Annotated in this window: 17 protein-coding genes and 1 pseudogene; 5 read left to right on the forward strand and 13 right to left on the reverse strand. The window is 70.1% G+C overall.

The genetic code is table 11. The features are described from left to right. The first annotated feature begins 92 nt into the window (after window positions 1–92). Window positions 93–932, forward strand: a complete 840-nt coding sequence (locus PV721_RS01140) for a VCBS repeat-containing protein (RefSeq protein ID WP_319720909.1) — start codon at window positions 93–95, stop codon at window positions 930–932. 144 nt (window positions 933–1,076) lie between these two features. Here the strand turns inward: PV721_RS01140 and PV721_RS01145 are convergent, their stop codons facing one another. Beyond that, window positions 1,077–2,141: a LacI family DNA-binding transcriptional regulator gene (locus PV721_RS01145; protein WP_319720844.1), complete on the reverse strand. Its 1,065-nt coding sequence runs from the start codon at window positions 2,139–2,141 to the stop codon at window positions 1,077–1,079. Between the two features lie 436 nt (window positions 2,142–2,577). On the opposite strand from PV721_RS01145, the gene PV721_RS01150 reads away from it, so the two are divergent. Then, complete coding sequence (locus PV721_RS01150; RefSeq protein WP_319720845.1) at window positions 2,578–4,326, forward strand: VCBS repeat-containing protein; 1,749 nt, start codon at window positions 2,578–2,580, stop codon at window positions 4,324–4,326. Window positions 4,327–4,335: 9 nt separating this feature from the next. On the opposite strand, the pseudogene PV721_RS01155 reads toward PV721_RS01150, so the two are convergent. Both PV721_RS01155 and PV721_RS01160 read right to left on the reverse strand, forming a co-directional pair. Next, window positions 4,336–4,578: pseudogene (locus PV721_RS01155) on the reverse strand (transposase); the annotation flags it as partial. A 242-nt stretch (window positions 4,579–4,820) separates the two neighbouring features. Beyond that, a complete protein-coding gene (locus tag PV721_RS01160) occupies window positions 4,821–5,378 on the reverse strand; it encodes a VOC family protein (RefSeq protein WP_319720846.1) in 558 nt (185 codons plus the stop codon). 220 nt (window positions 5,379–5,598) lie between these two features. Here PV721_RS01160 and PV721_RS01165 point away from each other — a divergent pair, with 220 nt between their 5' ends. Continuing rightward, window positions 5,599–6,057, forward strand: a complete 459-nt coding sequence (locus PV721_RS01165; RefSeq protein ID WP_319720847.1) for a hypothetical protein — start codon at window positions 5,599–5,601, stop codon at window positions 6,055–6,057. Window positions 6,058–6,597: 540 nt separating this feature from the next. On the opposite strand, the gene PV721_RS01170 is transcribed toward PV721_RS01165, so the two are convergent. The 6 genes from PV721_RS01170 to PV721_RS01195 all read right to left on the reverse strand — a co-directional run bounded on the left by PV721_RS01170 (window position 6,598) and on the right by PV721_RS01195 (window position 11,873). Continuing rightward, window positions 6,598–7,032, reverse strand: a complete 435-nt coding sequence (locus tag PV721_RS01170) for a YdeI/OmpD-associated family protein (RefSeq protein ID WP_319720848.1) — start codon at window positions 7,030–7,032, stop codon at window positions 6,598–6,600. 124 nt (window positions 7,033–7,156) lie between these two features. Continuing rightward, entirely contained in the window at window positions 7,157–7,570 is a 414-nt protein-coding gene (locus PV721_RS01175; RefSeq protein ID WP_319720849.1) for a VOC family protein, read from the reverse strand. Window positions 7,571–7,623: 53 nt separating this feature from the next. Next, window positions 7,624–8,289, reverse strand: a complete 666-nt coding sequence (locus tag PV721_RS01180; RefSeq protein ID WP_319720910.1) for a glyoxalase — start codon at window positions 8,287–8,289, stop codon at window positions 7,624–7,626. Continuing rightward, on the reverse strand, window positions 8,289–8,810 hold the full coding sequence (locus PV721_RS01185) for a helix-turn-helix transcriptional regulator (protein ID WP_319720911.1): 522 nt from the start codon (window positions 8,808–8,810) through the stop codon (window positions 8,289–8,291). The genes PV721_RS01180 and PV721_RS01185 overlap by 1 nt, the downstream gene beginning before the upstream one ends. Before the next feature lie 288 nt (window positions 8,811–9,098). Continuing rightward, window positions 9,099–9,509 (reverse strand): VOC family protein, encoded by a 411-nt coding sequence (locus PV721_RS01190; RefSeq protein WP_319720850.1) that lies wholly within the window; start codon window positions 9,507–9,509, stop codon window positions 9,099–9,101. Window positions 9,510–10,541: 1,032 nt separating this feature from the next. Then, window positions 10,542–11,873 carry a hypothetical protein gene (locus PV721_RS01195; RefSeq protein WP_319720851.1) on the reverse strand — a complete coding sequence of 444 codons (1,332 nt, stop codon included), beginning with the start codon at window positions 11,871–11,873 and terminating at the stop codon, window positions 10,542–10,544. A gap of 590 nt (window positions 11,874–12,463) precedes the next feature. Between PV721_RS01195 and PV721_RS01200 the strand changes: the two genes are divergently transcribed. Continuing rightward, window positions 12,464–12,667 (forward strand): cold-shock protein, encoded by a 204-nt coding sequence (locus tag PV721_RS01200; RefSeq protein WP_314247744.1) that lies wholly within the window; start codon window positions 12,464–12,466, stop codon window positions 12,665–12,667. A gap of 90 nt (window positions 12,668–12,757) precedes the next feature. On the opposite strand, the gene PV721_RS01205 is transcribed toward PV721_RS01200, so the two are convergent. Further along, entirely contained in the window at window positions 12,758–13,054 is a 297-nt protein-coding gene (locus PV721_RS01205) for a hypothetical protein (protein ID WP_319720852.1), read from the reverse strand. A 395-nt stretch (window positions 13,055–13,449) separates the two neighbouring features. Next, window positions 13,450–13,986, reverse strand: coding sequence for a hypothetical protein (locus tag PV721_RS01210; protein WP_319720853.1), 537 nt, complete (start codon window positions 13,984–13,986; stop codon window positions 13,450–13,452). A 152-nt stretch (window positions 13,987–14,138) separates the two neighbouring features. Between PV721_RS01210 and PV721_RS01215 the strand changes: the two genes are divergently transcribed. Beyond that, entirely contained in the window at window positions 14,139–14,621 is a 483-nt protein-coding gene (locus PV721_RS01215; RefSeq protein ID WP_319720854.1) for a hypothetical protein, read from the forward strand. 124 nt (window positions 14,622–14,745) lie between these two features. Here the strand turns inward: PV721_RS01215 and PV721_RS01220 are convergent, their stop codons facing one another. Next, entirely contained in the window at window positions 14,746–15,420 is a 675-nt protein-coding gene (locus tag PV721_RS01220) for a DUF998 domain-containing protein (RefSeq protein WP_319720855.1), read from the reverse strand. Between the two features lie 159 nt (window positions 15,421–15,579). Then, entirely contained in the window at window positions 15,580–15,843 is a 264-nt protein-coding gene (locus tag PV721_RS01225; protein ID WP_319720856.1) for a hypothetical protein, read from the reverse strand. Window positions 15,844–15,923: the final 80 nt, after the last annotated feature.

The raw sequence follows: 15,923 nt of genomic DNA on the forward strand, positions 1-15,923 counted from the left end.
GCGGTTCGCCCGCGGACTTCAACGGTGACGGCAAGGACGATGTGGTGACGTTCACCCACGGGTCGTTGGCGGATGTGTATGTGGCGACGGCGATGGGTTCGGCCTTCTCCGGCACGTCGGTCAAGTGGAACGACTACTTCGGGCTGACCGGCGAGACGCCGCTGAGCGGGGATTTCAACGGTGACAGGAAGGACGACGTCGTCACCTTCACCCACGGCCCGAACAACGATGTGTATGTGGGGTTGTCCAACGGCTCCTCGTTCGGCGGGGGCCAGAAGTGGAATGACTTCTTCGCACTGAATGGTGAGGTGCCGGCGACAGGGGACTTCAACGGTGACGGGAAGGACGACATCGTCACCTTCACCCACAATGCGACGGCGGACGTCTACGTGGGCCTGTCGAACGGCTCGTCGTTCGGCGGCGGACAGAAGTGGCACGACTTCTTCGCTCCGACGGGGGAGTTCCCCGCGGTCGGTGATGTGAACGGAGACGGAAGGGACGACATCATCACGTTCACCCAGGGCAGCAACGCCGATGTGTACGTGGCCTTGTCGACGGGCTCGTCGTTCGCTCCGTCGAGGAAGGTGCACGACTTCTTCGCTCCGGGGACCGAACAGCCTCGGGTGGGGGACGTGAACGGTGATGGCAGGGACGACATCATCACGTTCACCCAGGGCAGCAACGCCGATGTGTACGTGGCGTTCTCCGACGGTTCGAACTTCACGGGCGGGGGCAAGGCCAACGATTTCTTCGCCCTCTCCGGCGAGTACCCGTATGTGGGTGACTACAACGGTGATGGCAAGGACGACATCGTGACGTTCACCCACACCGCTTCCGCTGACGTGTATGTGGGGCTGTCGAACGGCTCGTCGTTCGGTGGTGGTCAGAAGTGGCACGACTACTTCGGCCTGCCCGGCGAAACCACCTTCTAGGGGAACAGGATTCGAACGGACACACTGTGGTGGGCGTCGGCGAACCCTCGTCGGCGCTCCCACCGCCGTTCTCCGCAGCGCACTTCCCGGGCGGGCGGGAGCACGCCGGAGCGCCCTGCGCCGACGTGCCGGGCGGAGACGGGGTCACGGACAGGGGGACGGTCCGGTCGAACTCGAACGGACCTGGAGGGTCGTCTGCAGCACCACCGTCTGCTGGGGCCGGTCCTTCCCGGCGATTCGTTCCAGCAACAGGTCGACGGCCGTCCGGCCCAGGTCGTACGACGGCGGCTCGACCGTGGACAGTGACGATCCGACCAGAGACGCCCAGGGCAGGTCGCCGAAGGACAGCACTCCGGTCCGCGGCGGCTCCCTGTCCGCGGCCCGCAGCGCCTCGAGGACGCCGACCGCCATGAGGTCGTTCGTCACGAACACCGCATCCGGCGGCTCCTCCATCGCCAGCAGGTCGCACATCGCGTCCCGGCCGCCCCCCGGCCCGACATCGGCGTACCGGATGAGCGCCCGCAACTGCGCCTGATCCACGCCCAGTTCTCGCAGGTGCTCACCCATGGCCACGCGGTATCCGGTGAGACGTTCCTCCGCGGCGGAGGTGCCTTCCGGGCCGGTGATGCACGCTATACGGCGGTAGCCGCTGCGTAGCAGGTGTGCGGTGGCCTGCTCACCACCGTGCTGGTTGTCGATCATGACGGCGTCGACCGCTGACCCCAGTGGCCGCCGGTCGACCGCCACCACGGGCATCCCGGTGAACCGGGACAGGTCGGTGTGGCTGCGAGAGGCGGCTGCGATGATCACGCCGGCCGTCTGCTCGGCCAGGGCCGTGTCGAGGTAGCGTCGCTCCTTGTCGAGGTCCTCGTCGCTGTTGCAGAGGACGACCGAGTGGTTCTTCTGCTGGGCGGCGTCCTCGACACCACGCGCCAGTGCGGTGAAGTAGGGGTTCCGGATGTCCGGAACGATCAGGGTGATCACGCTGGACCGCTGCATCCGCAGGGCCCGGGCCACCCTGTTCGGGGCGAAGCGCAGTTCGGCCGCGGACCGCAGGACGCGTTCGGCGAGCTCGGCGGTGACCCGTCCGCCGTTGAAGACCCGGGAGACGGTTGCGGCCGACACCCCGGCGGCTCGTGCCACGTCGTTGATCGTTGCCACAGCGGTGGAGAGCCCCTCGTCCGGGCGCGGCAGCTGCCCGCGCATCATGTGTAGTGTCCAAGAACTGTACGGGCGGAACCCCCTGCGTGGGACCCGGGCGACGGATTGCAGACTTGCGCGTTCGTGGACCCCACCGGTGGGCCGCTGCCGCCGTCCGGCCGCGCGACCGGCGCTCGAACGGGTGCTCGGCATTCCGCTTCATCGGCATCGGTGTCTGTGCCGGCAGTGGCCCTCCGGCCTGCCGTCCAGGCAGGTATGCATCATCTCCTACGTGACCGCCCTCCCGACCAGCGCGAACCGATCGCCTCCGCACACCAACGGGGCACCTGGAAAAGGGAGTCGATGTGCAGCGACTCCATCCGTCGTCAGTGGCACGGCATGCGCCGCACGGGCGGAAAGGGGGAACCGTTCACGCATGGATGCGTGTCTCCGAGCACACAGCAAGACGTGTCCGGGCGGCCCGGCTCGATCCTCAGGGGGGATCTTGACTTCATCGCACCGCGGACGACTACGTGCTCTGGCCGCCGGCGTACTGGCGCTGGCCGCCGGCGCGCTGGTCACCGCCCCGAGCAGCGCAGCCGAGCAGCACCGCATACCCGGCTCCGCCACCACCTGGCCCGCGGCCGGCCCGGAACCGGAGTCGGCGTACGTCGCCGCACCGCGCAGCGACCGCCAGTACCCGGGCGTCGTCCTGCCCGGCCGCGCCACGGAGCCGGCGCGGGTGGCCGCCGCCAAGCCGCGGCACGACGTCGACGGCGACGGCCTCAGCGACATGATCGTCATGGAGTACGACCAGAGCACGGGCGTCTACCTGTCGTCGATCACGGCCTGGAGCGACTATGCGATCTACAAGACCGACCCCGAGGCCTCGTTCAAGGACCTGCTGCCGGTGGGCGATGTCGGCGGCACGACCAGGCCCGAGCTGCTCTCCCTCTCCTTCGACGGCGTGCTCACGCTCTACGAGGCCGGCCTGAGGGCCACGTCGGCGCCCCTGTGGTCCGGCGGCGGCTGGCAGAAGTACAACCGCCTCATGGCCACCGGCGACATCACCGGAGACCACCGCCCCGACCTGCTCGCCCGCGACCACGTCGGCGACCTGTGGCTGTACACCGGCACCGGAACCGTCAGCAAACCCTTCAACGCGCGGGCCAAGGTCGGCTCCGGCTGGGGGATCTACGACCAGATCGTCGGCGCCAGCGACGTCGACGGCGACGGCCTCGGAGACGTCCTCACCCGCACCCTGACCGGCGAGCTGTGGTTCCACAAGGGCTCCGGCAGCGCCACCGCCCCGCTCAAGCCCCGCGTCAAGGTCGGCACGGGCTGGAACACGTACAACGTGATCAGCGGGCCGGACGATGTCGACGGCGACGGCCTGAGCGACCTGCTCGCCCGCAACCGCGACGGCTTGCAGTACTTCTACAAGTCGCTCGGTGGAGGCAAGTTCGCCGCGCCCGCATACTTCGGCAGCGGCTATGAGCGCAACAAGTTCATCGTCGGCGCCGGCACCACGCAGCTCTACGGCAAGGCGCAGAACCTCATGACCCAGGCCGACAACACCCTGGCCAAGTACTACGCCCTGGCCAACGGTGACTACCTGTCGCCGCCGATCGCGGCCGGCACCGAGACGCCCGGCTCCCGCACCACCTACGCCACCGGGCTCAACAGCCACAACCACGCCAGTTACGTGCAGAACATCGGCAGCGACCTGTACATCCGCGGTCAGAAGGTCAGCACGACGTGGAACTACACGCTCATGGTCGGCCCCGGTGACCTCACCGGCGACGGCAAGGGCGACCTGCTCAGCCGCGACTCCGCCGGTGTTCTGTGGCTGCACCCCGGCGACGGCGCCGTGTACACCAAGCTCGGCGCGCGCATCAAGGTCGGCACCGGCTGGAACGCCTACGACGCGCTCGTCGGTGCCGGCGACTACTCCGGCGACGGGCGGCCCGACGTGCTCGCCCGGGACACCTCCGGCCGGCTGTTCCTCTACAAGGGCACGGGGACGTCCACCGCGCCGTTCGCCGCCCGGGAACAGGTCGCCACCGGCTGGAACGTGTACGACAGGCTGGTCGTGCCGGGTGACATCGACGGCGACAGCAAGGGCGATGTGCTCGCCCGCCTCCCGAACGGCGACATGTACCTGTACACCTCAACGGGCAACGCCGGCACCGCGACCTTCACCGCCCGGGTGAAGTTCGGCACCGGCTGGAACATCTACAAGAACATGATCTGAGCTTGTTCTTTAACCTTTCAACCGTTGTAGGGCGGTAAGGCGCTTTCCCCGGTGGACGGTTTTGCCCACGTCGTAACGGGGTGCCCGGTGTCTGTTCGGGGTGCCGGGTGGTCGTCCGGGTCCGGGCCGGTGGGGTTTCGGTGCTCTCGCGGGGCAGGACATGTGCTGGCGCAGGTTCCGAACCGTCCGCCGGACCCGGGCGGGTGTGAGCCGGTGCGGTGCGGCCGGCCTCTCCCAGGGGTACCGCAGGTCGCCGGTGAGCGAGCCGGAGCTGGGTGTAGGGCGCGTACAACTCGTCCCGGAAACGTGATGCTTCCGCGAACGCTTCCCCCGGAGCGGCTTCAGGCAGCAGACTCACCCTCACGGCCTTCGTTCTGATCGGTGCACCTTGGTCGGAGCACATGATCAGACGAACGCCGCCTCAGCGTCCGGAGAATGCACAGGTCAGCGACCCAGTTCGAGTCATTTTCGACGCCGCACCCTCCGGGGCAGGGTCAGGCTCCTTCGGGGGTGATCAGGCAGAAGGGATGGTCGACGGGGTCCTCGTAGACGCGGTAGCCGATCGGCTTGTCCGAACCATCCAGCAGCGTCGCGCCGAGGGCGAGCACCTGCGCCTCAGCCGTATCGAGGTCCGTGACCATCACGTCGATGTGCATTTGCTGAGGACGCGCGGGATCCGTCCACCGCGGCGCGCGAAAGCCGTCCACCCGCTGGAAGAGAACCACCGGGGTGCCCGCCGCGTCCTGGAGCACGACGAAATCGCCGGTGTCGGCCTGCCGGGAGAGCGACAGCAGCTTCTCGTAGAAACCCGCGAGTTCATCCGGGTCGGGGCAGTCGATGACAACGGTGTACAGGCGTCCGATCATCCGGCTCATTCTGCCACTCCACTGGCCGGCGAGCGGGCCAAACGGCAGGGGCCCAGCCCAAGGTTGAAGAACAAGCTGAGTCCCGCGGCCCGCACGGGCCGGCCGGCAGCGCGTCTCCGGCCCCAGCAGGTGGCGGTCGACCACGACCAACCGGCCCAATTCCCGCTCGTCGAAGACGATGATCACGCGAAGCCTCGCCCGCGTCTGTGGTTGCCCCGGTCCCAGGGCCCAGGGGCACGGCGGAGGTGGAGATGGACGTGAAGGGAGGGCGCGGAATCGTCGACGGCGCCGCTTCCTCAAATGAACCTCTGAACGTTGCTCGATCCGCTGGACAGTCTATTGATCGACCCCATACTTTCGGGGCTTGATGTACGTCAACCAGACAGACACAACGGGGGAGTTGTCCATGTCAAAGTTCACGCGGACCGCCGCAGGCATCCTGGGTGCGGTCGGAATCGTCGCTTCGTCAATGATCTTGGCTCCCGCCGCGCACGCGGCGAGTGGTGGCGGCTGCTGGGAGTACTCAGAGGGCTACGAGCGCTCCACCTACGTCAACTGGAGTTCCTGCATCAGTGCCCCGAAGGCGGGTATCGGCCGGCCCGATGCCTACGTGACCCTGCGCGCCGGGCACCCCGCCTGCAAGATCATGATCCAGGTGTTGCGGACGGGAGGCTCGAAGGTCATGTCGCAGAAGATCTACGACTGCCCCTCGGGTGCCATCCGGAACAAGCGCTTCACCGCCCCGGACTTCAAGGGCGACAATGCGACGCCCGGCAGGGCCTACGCGACCTACACGACCATCTTCTGGACCAGTTCCAAGACAGCCACCATGGCCAACAAGAGCCCCTGGCTGAAGCTGCCGTAAACGCCACCCGGACGCGGTACGTGCCCGCAAGGGGCGCGTACCGCGTGGCTCCGGGAGCGGGATGTGGCCCGGCACCTCCGCCCTGGGGCCGTGCCCGGCCGGCGTCGTTGCCTGCCATGGAGGAGATGCTGAACGCTGAGGGACGGCTCCTCGACGGGGCACCGAGCCGCGCCTGAAGCTGATCAGCGGGGACGCGGCGGCGGGCATGACGGTCCTGTTCGGCGCCCGGGTCCAGCGGCAGGGCGATGGGCCGCCGCGGGTCGGTGCAGGTCAGGGATTCCCTCCAAGGTGCTGCGCCCTTGTCATTTCGTTGGACGGACGTGCTGCTCGGGCTGTCGGCGCGGTAGGAGCCCGCAGGAGGTCTCGCCAGCCGGCAGGCCAATGGGACAGCGCGAGAGTGCCCATGATGAGAAGGTGGGTCGGCGCGGCCCAGCTCTCCACCGCCGGCTCGTGGTTGACGATGTGGGTGGTGACCGCGCCGGTGAGCACGAACATCAGCGTCGTGGCACCCAGGAAGCGCGTTCGCTTGGCTTTCGGGGGTCAGCCCCGCAGGGTGGCGATGGCCTTCTCGATGCGCCGTCGGCGCGTCTCGGGCCTCTTCGCGCTCTCGACGGCGCGCACGTGCTCGTGCTTGCGGCTAGAGGCAAGGTTGTCGTACGCGGCGCGGGCGGCCGGGTCGTCGTCCAGGGCTCGGGCGAAATCCGGGGGCTCGACGACGACGCGCGGCTCGGTGTCGAGCTCCAGGTCGACCTCGACCTGCTCGCCGATCGCGACACCGGCGGCCTGCCGGTTGGCGTTGCTGAGGCCGAGCAGGCGGCGGCCCCACAGGATGGCGACCCGGCTCTTCCAGGAATGCCCGTTGACCGTGATCGTCACTGCCGGCCGCGCGCCCCCACCGAGCGCTGCTACCACCTCGGGCGGAACTTCCAGGCCCCGCATGGGCTCGGGCGGCTCGACGTGGGCCCAAAACTTCATGATTCTTCTCCCGTTGTTCTGCCGGCTCACCGCAGATCCGGCCCGCCCGGCTCCGATGCTGCCCCCACTTCCCACACCGGGACCATCGCCGTGTCCCGGACGGCTGCGAGGCAAGAGAGCGCGGCTACTCGGCGTAGGGCTGGTCGGCTCCCGGGGCGCTGTAGCCGAGGCTCCAGACATAGCCATCCGGGTCGGCGAAGGTGCCGCCGTACCCGCCCCACGGCAGGGCACCGGCGGGCTTGAGGATCGTGGCACCGGCCTTCCGGGCCTCTGTCATGATCTCCTCGACCCGTGCCTCACTGCGGACGACGTAGGTCAGAACCAGCCCGCTGAAGCCGCTGCCTTCCGGATCCGTGCCCACCTGGTCGGCCAGACCCTCGCGACCGTAGAAGCCGACCGGCGAGGCGCCGTCCGACTCGAAGAACACCGAGATGCCGTAGTCGTTCTTGATCTTCCAGCCGAGCCCCTCGGTGTAGAACCGCTTGGCCCGGTCCATGTCCCGGACACCGAGCAGAATCGAGCTGACGTGCGCTTTCATGCCTTACTCCTTGCACTGTCGATGGACGTCGATCGGTATGACAGGGACGGAAGTCAGGACAGCGTGGGGGTGAGCGACGCGGCAGCCTCCCAGGCGAACCCGTCCGGGTCGGTGAAGGTGTCGGCGGTGCTGCCGAGGACGATGCGGTGCGAGCCGGTGCCGTCGACGGGGACGCCGAGGTCCTTGGCCAGGGCGCGGCGCTTGTACAGCGCCAGTGTGACGCGGCTGGACTGACCGGGGGCGAACTCGGCGTACTTGCCGCCGAAGCTCTTGGCCACAGTCAGGCCCCGATCGACGTAGAACTGCTTGGTGGCCTTCACGTCCTCGACGCCGATCAGCAGGACGACCTCGTCGATCTCGCGGGTGGCGGGGCCGGTGTCCTTCTTCGCCGACGTCGCGATCTTCCAGATCGTCCCGTCCGGGGCCTGGACGACGCCGCTGTACCCCCACAGCGACTTCGCGGCGGGCTTCAGGACCGTGGCGCCGGCGTCCACGGCGGCGCCGACGAAGCCGTCGACGGTGGCCGGGCGGGACACCGTGAGCGCCAGGGTGAAGCCGCGGAATCCGGTGGAGTGCGCCTCGGACGCCCGCAGGCGTATATACGCGTCCACGCCGAAGGCGCTGTAGAAGCGGCGGGCGGACTCGGGGTCGGCCACCTCAAGGGTGACGGACGCGACGGACGTGTTGGCTGCGGTGGAAGTGGTGGTTGCCATGACCATCACGCTAGGGGCTGTGCGGTGGCCGGGGCTTCTCGATTCCTGACCGGTCTTGAGACGTGCTTCGCCACGCACGCCGGCATCCCCTCCACCTGGATCGCCGACCCCGCATCGCGGGCCGTACCCGCAGCATCGGCATGGTCGGCCGCCGCATCCGCCGCCTGGCGCCGGAGGGCCCCGGGCGGCATGCCGACGAGCTCGGTGAAGCGGGTGGTGAACGTTCCCAGCGACGCGCAGCCGACCGCGAAGCAGACCTCGGTGACGCTGAGGTCGCCCCGCCGCAGCAGCGCCGTCGCCCGCTCGATGCGACGCGTCATCAGGTACGCGTACGGCGACTCACCGTAGGCGGCCCGGAACTGCCGACTCAGGTGCCCGGCGGACATGTTCACATCGTGGGCGAGCGCCTCCACGTTCAGCGGCTGCGCGTATTCCCTGTCGATCCGGTCGCGGACGCGGCGCAGCCGCGCGAGATCAGCCAGGCGCTGCGCCTGGACGCGTGCACGCCGCCATTCAGGCTTGCACATGAGAACCCTCCCCTGTCTTTCGTCTTCCATTTCCATCGACGTCTTCGAGCGTCTGGGGTGCGCGCCTCAGCGGGCACCCCAGACGCTCGGTGGTGTGGACCGGGCCGCCGGACTCGACCAGCCGCCGCTCGGGCAACTGCCGGACAGCAGCGGGACGGAGTCCGGGCTCATGACCGGCTCAACGAGGACCCGGACGCCGCCGGGGCGGCGACCGGCAGCAGGGCAGGCACTACCGCTTTGTGCGCCGCCGCGCTCCTCATGGGTGGTCGTGATGGCGGCCCGCCTAGCTCAGCGCAGCTCCTGAATGCGGACCAGGTTGCCCGCGGGATCGCGGAACGCGCAGTCGCGGACGCCGTACGGCTGCTCGGTCGGCTCCTGGACGACCTCAGTAGCACCGGCCTGCACCTTTTCGAACGTGGCGTTGAGGTCCGGGGTGGCCAGCAGGATCCAGCCGTAGGTGCCCTTGGCCATCATCTCGGCGATCGTGCGGCGCTCGTCCTCGGTGATGCCGGGATCGGCGGCAGGCGGCGCCAGAAGGATCGACGTGCCCGGCTGACCGGCCGGGCCGACCGTGATCCAGCGCATCCTGCCCTGCCCGACATCGCTGCGGACCTCGAAGCCGAGGACGTCGCGGTAGAAGGCGAGCGACGCGTCCGGGTCGTCGTGCGGAAGAGTAGTCGTGTGAATGGTGATGTCCATGGTGAGCAGGCTAGAGGCGGCTCCGTGCCCCGCGCTTCTCGATTCCTGATCGATCCGGACACGCCCGGACGTCCACGGGCATGTCACGCGGAGCGCACTCGCTTCCCGCGACGGTACACCCGATGCCCCGTCAACCGCCTTCCAGGGCCAACGATACGGACGAGCACGTGCCCGAGGTGGCGACTTCGATCGGGCTGCTGCTCACCGTCGTCGACGAGCGGCGCCTGAGCCCCGCCGGCGGCGGGCGTGCTCGCGGCGGCGACCTCGACTCAGGGGGTGTCGCGCTCCTCGACCAGCGGGTCCACGGTGTGGTCTCCGGCGCCGATGAAGTCCTTGCCCTGACCGCACTTCGACTGTGCCCGCACGTGACCCGTCCCCTCAGCCGGTGCACCGAGGGGCCCGCGGGCACCCCGGGCGTCCCGCTCACTGCTTGGTCAGGAGCGGCCCGGGAAGCGCAATGATCGGAGCCGTCCGGTTGCCGCCGACGATGCGTACACGGGTCGACGTTCCGCCCGGGATGCACGCGAGCGTGCGTGCTCTCACGGTTGATCCGCAGCTTGACCGAACTCGACATCTGCGGATAGTCAGGACCCATCCGCCCTGCTCCGTGCAGGTCCCGACCGGCAGGGTGTACTGGCCGCCCTGCCCTTGCCGGTCAACGTCAGGGATGCAGCGCCCTCCGGGGCGGTCCACACGCCCGGATAGTCCGTGTACGGCCCGGAGCAGGAGCCGCAGACCGTCGCCACCAGGGCTACGACGGAGATTGCGGCTACGGCACGGGACGGCGGGCGGGCGCGAGCGCTCCGCCGTGCCGGCGAGGCAGATGACGGTGGCCGCGCCGGAGGCGACCATGGCGACCGCGCCCCACACGAACCAGGGGCCCGTGCCCGCCGCGACCGGCACGACCAGGAGAGCCGGCGCGAGGATCCACGAGGCGGCTGCCCGCCAGGCGCCCTCGCGCCGAGGAGGGAGGTGGCCGGGTGGGCGCCCCCGCGTGGAGGCCGCGGCTGGCGTCGCGGCCCGGGCCTGCCGTCAGGAGTTGGGCAGGCGGCGGAAGCGGCCGTCGTCCTGGTAGCCGACCGCCGGTATCCCCAGCAGGTCGTCCACGCCGGGGAAGCCCTCGCCCGCCTGGAACTCCGCCCCGTGCACCGACGCGTTCTGCGGCGGGCCCGCATACATGCCGGTGTGGGCGCTGCCCAGTTCCATGAGGTAGCCGCCCGTCGCCGATGGGCGGCGCCGGTCGTTGGCGACGGCCTGGGTGGCGTAGGTGTTCATGGCGGCGACGCGCTCGTAGAGGGCGGTCGCCGACATCGGGGGGCGGCGGGCCGGGCGGCCGTCGAGGCCCTTGACCCGGATGTGGTGCGTCCGGGCGTGCCTCAGCACCGCTCCCAGCCCGGTCGCGCCCAGGTTCATGTTGCTGTCGTAGCGGGCGACGAACGCCTGCAGTTCGGGGTTCATCGTCCCTTCGGCGAGGTACGCGTCGACGTGTGACTGGTATCCGTCGTCGCGGATGCTCTCCAGGTAGAGGGTGCTCACGCCGGCGGCCTGGATCTGTTCCATGTGCGTGCACAGGAACTGCCAGATGGGTGCCCCGGAGTGGGTGCCGCCGATGGCCACGCCCTCGGACTGATCCAGCAGTGCGCGCAGGTCGCCCATCGCGTCCTGGGAGGTGGCGCCGGCCAGGGTGTCCTCCACCCTCTGGTGGCGCTGCTGCCGGTCCTCGGGAGTCTCCGTGTACGCGTCGCGCGTGGCTCGGGCGTCACGGCCGAGTTGTGTGTCGCGCGCGTCCTGGCGGTTCCAGTGGCCGAGGGTGCGCGGGTCGGCGCGGCCGATGCCCTCCAGTACGTCATTGCGTCCGGCCGTCGGGGGGACGTCCGGCGCGAGCCTGCGGATGTTGCCCAGGTTGTAGTGGAGCAGCTGGTCGGTCTCCTGGAGTGTCTGCGGGTCCGCGTCGATGGCCAGACGCTGCTTGTTGACGGCGTCCCGGGTGGCCTGCGGCAGACTCTGCCATTCGTCCGCCGTCAGCGCGTTCGGCGTGCGGTCCCTCGCACGGGAGTTGCGGGGACCCCGTAGCCGCAGCGCTGGGCCCGGCGGGTGCTGGTGCAGTTCGTCCTGCTCCATGCGCTGGACCGCGGGAGCCGGACCCGACGGCGGCTCCGCGGTGTGCGCGTGCCGCTGTGCCTCGATGATGCGGGACACCGCCGCGTTCCCGGCGAGACGCTGGAGCTGCAGCATCGACTCCGCGGTCGTTGCGCCGCCGGACCGGGACGGTCGCGCGGCCGTCGCGGCTCCCGGGCGCTGCGGTCCCTTCCGCTGCTCGTCACCGGCCTGCTGCGCCCGCATGCGGCGTCCCTTCTGCGACATGGACTGGGAACGTCCAGTGTCACTGCTCTGCCTTCCTCGGCGGTACGTCCGGAGGGGCAGGTACGGGTGCAGGCGCCCTGCCCTTCACGCGTGGAGCGGGAGCGGGGGCGGCTCACCGTCCCCGGCGTGTCCCCCGGAGCGGGGCGCGGATGGGGGCTCCGGCTGTCAGGGGGGCCGCGGCTGGGTCGGCGACGTACGCCCGCCAGCCGCAGGGAAGCCGATGCCGTCAGGACACACGCAGCAGCACACCCTTCACACCCGGCCGTACGGGCCCGGCCGGGTGGCGCCGATCCCGTTCGACGCCGAGACGGTCTTTCCGGAGCTGGCCGGTACGGCCCGCTTGGTCACCCTCCTCTCTCCCCGGGCCGGGCGGCCTGGCCCGGATGACAGCTCCGTTGGCGGGGTGCCGCTGCCGCTGCCGCTGCCGCTGCGGTTGCCGCTGCTGTGCGGAGCTGGGAGGCGGGGGAGGTGTCGTGCTCGGTCTCGTCCCGTTCACTCTTGGGTGGTGTTTCGCCTGTGCGGGGTGGGGGAGTATCGGTTTGCTGCCGGCCGCGGCGTTCGCGGGCTGGGGTGAATCGGGAAGGCGTGTCATGGCTCAGGGGACTGTGAAGTGGTTCAACGCGGAGAAGGGGTTCGGGTTCATTGCGCCGGATGACGGTACTCCGGACGTGTTCGTGCATTTCTCCGAGATCGATGCGTCCGGGTTCCGGTCGCTCGAGGAGAACCAGCGGGTGGAGTTCACCACTGGCCAGGGCCCCAAGGGTCCCCAGGCGCAGCAGGTCCGCCCCATCTGATCCGTTCTCGCCGACCGCTGCCGCGGAACCCGACCCTCGCCCGGCCCTTGCGTCCTACGGCCAGTTGCGGGGTTCAGGGCGTGCCCGCGGTCACGGCCGCGCCCAGTCGACGCCGAGGGCGGCGAGCTGCGCCCGGCCGAGCCGGTCGCGGCGGGCTTCCTGGTTGGCGTACCAGATCCCGGTGCGGTGTTCGGCGCCGTGGGGCAGCCGCTCGACGGCGGCCCGGCGGGGCAGGCGGCCTTCCCGCTGGATGTACTGCTGGAGGGCCTGGAGGCCTTTCTGGATCGCCTCGGCCTGCCCGCGCGCGGGCAGGCCGAGGCGGCCGCCTTCGCCGCCGTCTTGCGGGCCCGCGGGGCCGTTTTCACGCCGAGCTCGGCGGGCCGGCACTGCTGCTCCTCGTTCAGCCGGTTCCAGTCCCGCCGTTGGGTGGCGAGCCACCGTCCGACGTCCTCGCCGTGCCGGGTGACACCGGGGCGACGGCCGTCAGTAGCCTGTCCACGACGACCAGCCCCTCCCCGCAGCACGTGACCGGGCCGGCTCACGATGCCCAGGCTGCCCCGCTCGAGTCGCCCACGCACCGGCATCCGCCGAAAGCGGTACGGGCGAAGTGTTACTCGGGGCGTGAAGTGGAGCGTACGTGGCGACGGACCCTGCGCCGCACGCGCTCGCCCACCACGACCAGGAGATGCCCATCCCCATGATGTCGGGGAAGACATCCCTGACCAGTTGTACCGTGTTGGCCCCGGTGGCGGCTTCACCGATGACTTCCAGGACGCCCGTGCTCAGGGAGTCCGGGGCGGGGCGAGCCGCCATTCCCCGGAATGGCCGGGTGGGAGCGCCAGGTCACGTCGGACGGCGGTGTAGTACCCCTCACGTGCGGCGCGTTGGTGCTGGAGGAGGGTCGACCAGGCCTCCGGGCTCTGCGTGCGGTCTCGCAGGAAACCCTCCATCTCCATCACCACGACGACCCATGCGCGTGCCTTGTCCACCACGTCCGGGGTGCCGAGCATCAACAGCGCCTCCCCGGCCGGATCCCGGGCATCAGTGGCATCGGCCAGGAGCGGGGCCGCTTCCTCGGGCGACAAGGGATGCGGGTGGGGGTCGTTGCCGAGGTGCGCCGCGATCCGGTAGGCCAGGGTGACGCTCTTCTTCAGCGACCTGGCGTAGTCGGCGTAGGCCGTCAGCCGCCGCCCATCCCACTGGGCCGCCTGCTCGCGGCGGAAGCGGGCCTGGTCGCCGCGCGTGGTCGCCAAGTACGAGCCGAGGGCGCCGATCACCACGCCGATCAGGGCGGGGAGCTGTTGTATGAACGCTGACATGATCACACGGTATATCGCCCGGGCAGGAGCGACCTGATGTTGTCTCAGTTCGTGAGTCCGCGGCAGCCGATGCGAGGGGCGGCGATGGCGGCGAACGTGAGGTAGTGCCCGGCCCTGCGCTCGAAGCGACGCCCCCGTGGGATCCTGCTGCAATGTTCTTGAGTGACCATGCAAACAGTGTCGAGCTTCGTCCGCTGCGCTACCAGTTCGCCACGGTCCGGGGTAACCGCTACGACGACAACTGGCTGGTCATCGGTGGCACGGTGACGACTGCCGAGGGCAGTTGGTCCTTTGCCGACCCGTGTCTGTTGACCCACGAAGCCCGCCAGGTTGCCGCGTGGTTGCGCGGGGTGGCCGCGGGGACGGTGTCCGTGATCCAGCCCAATGCCGAAGGCTATTTGTTCCCCGACCCGTGGTTCAACGAGCCCGTCCTGGCCTTCACCTTCGCGGGCCGGAGCGAGACCGAGGCGGTGATTCGCATTCACCTGTCCATGGAGGCGTCGCCTCCATGGCAGCAGGGTGAGGACAAGGCGGACATCTACCAGTACTTCATCGAGGTCCGGGCGAACACGGCGGCCCTGCTTGAGGCGGCTGACCAGTGGGACCTTGACCTCGTGCCGTTCCCAACCCGCTGACCCGAGGCGGCCGTTCCCGCCGGGCGGTGCCGATGGGCCTCTCCGGTCCCGGCTGGGGCGGCGCGCCACCTGGGCTCCGTCGGTCGCCGCCGTGTGTCTGCCGCCGGATGCGAAGCGGTCGCCCTCAGGCGGCGCGTGGGGGCGCCGGTGGCATGGCCAGACGGGCCGTCACTGCGGTCAGCCAGAGCAGGCCGAGTCCCGCGCCCGCGGTGAAGGCGAGGACGGAGGCGGCCGAGGCCATGAATCCGACGAGGACCGCGACCGGTACGAGACGGGACGCCACGGCCCAGCTGCGGTGCCCGCGGGTGGCGAGCGGGCGGGACAGGACGACGAACGCGGCACACAGTGCGAGGTACCCGACCATTCCGGCAGCCATGTGGGCGGCACCGTGCCCGCTCATCACGGTCGTGCCCGGGGCCCCGACGGGAAAGCCTGCCCCGGCGTCGGCCGGGAAGGCCGCGGCAGCCCAGAAGGAGATGCCGAAGACACCGACCAGGACCGGGCCCCACGTGCCGCCCGCGTCCCCGCCCACGACCCGGCGCAGACCGGCTGCCCCCGCGATCAACAGGGCGCCGGCGAGTGAGAAGTTCACTGTCTGGACCCAACCCGACTCGCCGAGGGCCAGCTGGCTGATCGCGTTACGGCCGAAGTCGAACCCGTCCCGCGCGAAGCTCTGGACGATGGCCGCGCCGAGGAACAGCGGGCCCGCCGCCATCCCGCCGACCAGAGCCGTCCGCCCACGGCGCGATGCAGGTGCGGTGGGGGCGGGGTGAGGGAGTGCGCTGAGCGTGTGGGGCATGACCGGCCTTCCTCGCATCGATGTCGTCGCTGATCTGACCGACGGCGACCGGCGAAGTCATCGCTCCGGGGGGCGTGATCTGGGTCACTGAAGTCCCGGTCGCCTGGCTCGAATTGAGCGCGAGGGCTCCCACGGCGCCGCCCCGGCGCGGTGACCGGTTCACGTGAAGGGGACGCGCATGCCGCCCTGCCGCCCGCGGTGAGGACTTCGAGCACCGTGGCGACCAGGTCGTGGTCGTACGACTTGCCGTCCGAGGCCAGTACGCCGGGGGCAGATGCTCGCGCCGGTCGCGGCATCCAGCCAGAGCAGGGTGGCAGGGGCCTCCGCCACGGAGTCCAGGCTGCCGCCGAAGTAGCCGCCCGGCACGTTGACGGCCTCTCCGAGTGCCGGCAGCCAGGCGTCGAGGGTGCTGTCCTCCGGCACCAGCCACACCTGGCTGCCCCCAGCCGCGCGCGTCGGCTCCCTCCGGAACCCAGCCGAACAGTTGACGGCCCGGTGGCCGA

It is taken from the genome of Streptomyces sp. MB09-01, from assembly GCF_033794505.1.
Lineage (GTDB): Bacteria > Actinomycetota > Actinomycetes > Streptomycetales > Streptomycetaceae > Streptomyces.

Bases quoted from the DNA above. Each gene is read 5' to 3' on its own strand.
- PV721_RS01145 (WP_319720844.1), bottom strand. From the start codon at position 2,141: ATGATGCGCGGGCAGCTGCCGCGCCCGGACGAGGGGCTCTCCACCGCT.
- PV721_RS01210 (WP_319720853.1), bottom strand. From the start codon at position 13,986: ATGTCAGCGTTCATACAACAGCTCCCCGCCCTGATCGGCGTGGTGATC.
- PV721_RS01200 (WP_314247744.1), top strand. From the start codon at position 12,464: ATGGCTCAGGGGACTGTGAAGTGGTTCAACGCGGAGAAGGGGTTCGGG.
- PV721_RS01175 (WP_319720849.1), bottom strand. From the start codon at position 7,570: ATGAAAGCGCACGTCAGCTCGATTCTGCTCGGTGTCCGGGACATGGAC.
- PV721_RS01140 (WP_319720909.1), top strand. From the start codon at position 93: ATGGGTTCGGCCTTCTCCGGCACGTCGGTCAAGTGGAACGACTACTTC.
- PV721_RS01220 (WP_319720855.1), bottom strand. From the start codon at position 15,420: ATGCCCCACACGCTCAGCGCACTCCCTCACCCCGCCCCCACCGCACCT.
- PV721_RS01215 (WP_319720854.1), top strand. From the start codon at position 14,139: ATGTTCTTGAGTGACCATGCAAACAGTGTCGAGCTTCGTCCGCTGCGC.
- PV721_RS01185 (WP_319720911.1), bottom strand. From the start codon at position 8,810: ATGTGCAAGCCTGAATGGCGGCGTGCACGCGTCCAGGCGCAGCGCCTG.
- PV721_RS01195 (WP_319720851.1), bottom strand. From the start codon at position 11,873: ATGTCGCAGAAGGGACGCCGCATGCGGGCGCAGCAGGCCGGTGACGAG.
- PV721_RS01165 (WP_319720847.1), top strand. From the start codon at position 5,599: ATGTCAAAGTTCACGCGGACCGCCGCAGGCATCCTGGGTGCGGTCGGA.
- PV721_RS01180 (WP_319720910.1), bottom strand. From the start codon at position 8,289: ATGGTCATGGCAACCACCACTTCCACCGCAGCCAACACGTCCGTCGCG.
- PV721_RS01190 (WP_319720850.1), bottom strand. From the start codon at position 9,509: ATGGACATCACCATTCACACGACTACTCTTCCGCACGACGACCCGGAC.
- PV721_RS01170 (WP_319720848.1), bottom strand. From the start codon at position 7,032: ATGAAGTTTTGGGCCCACGTCGAGCCGCCCGAGCCCATGCGGGGCCTG.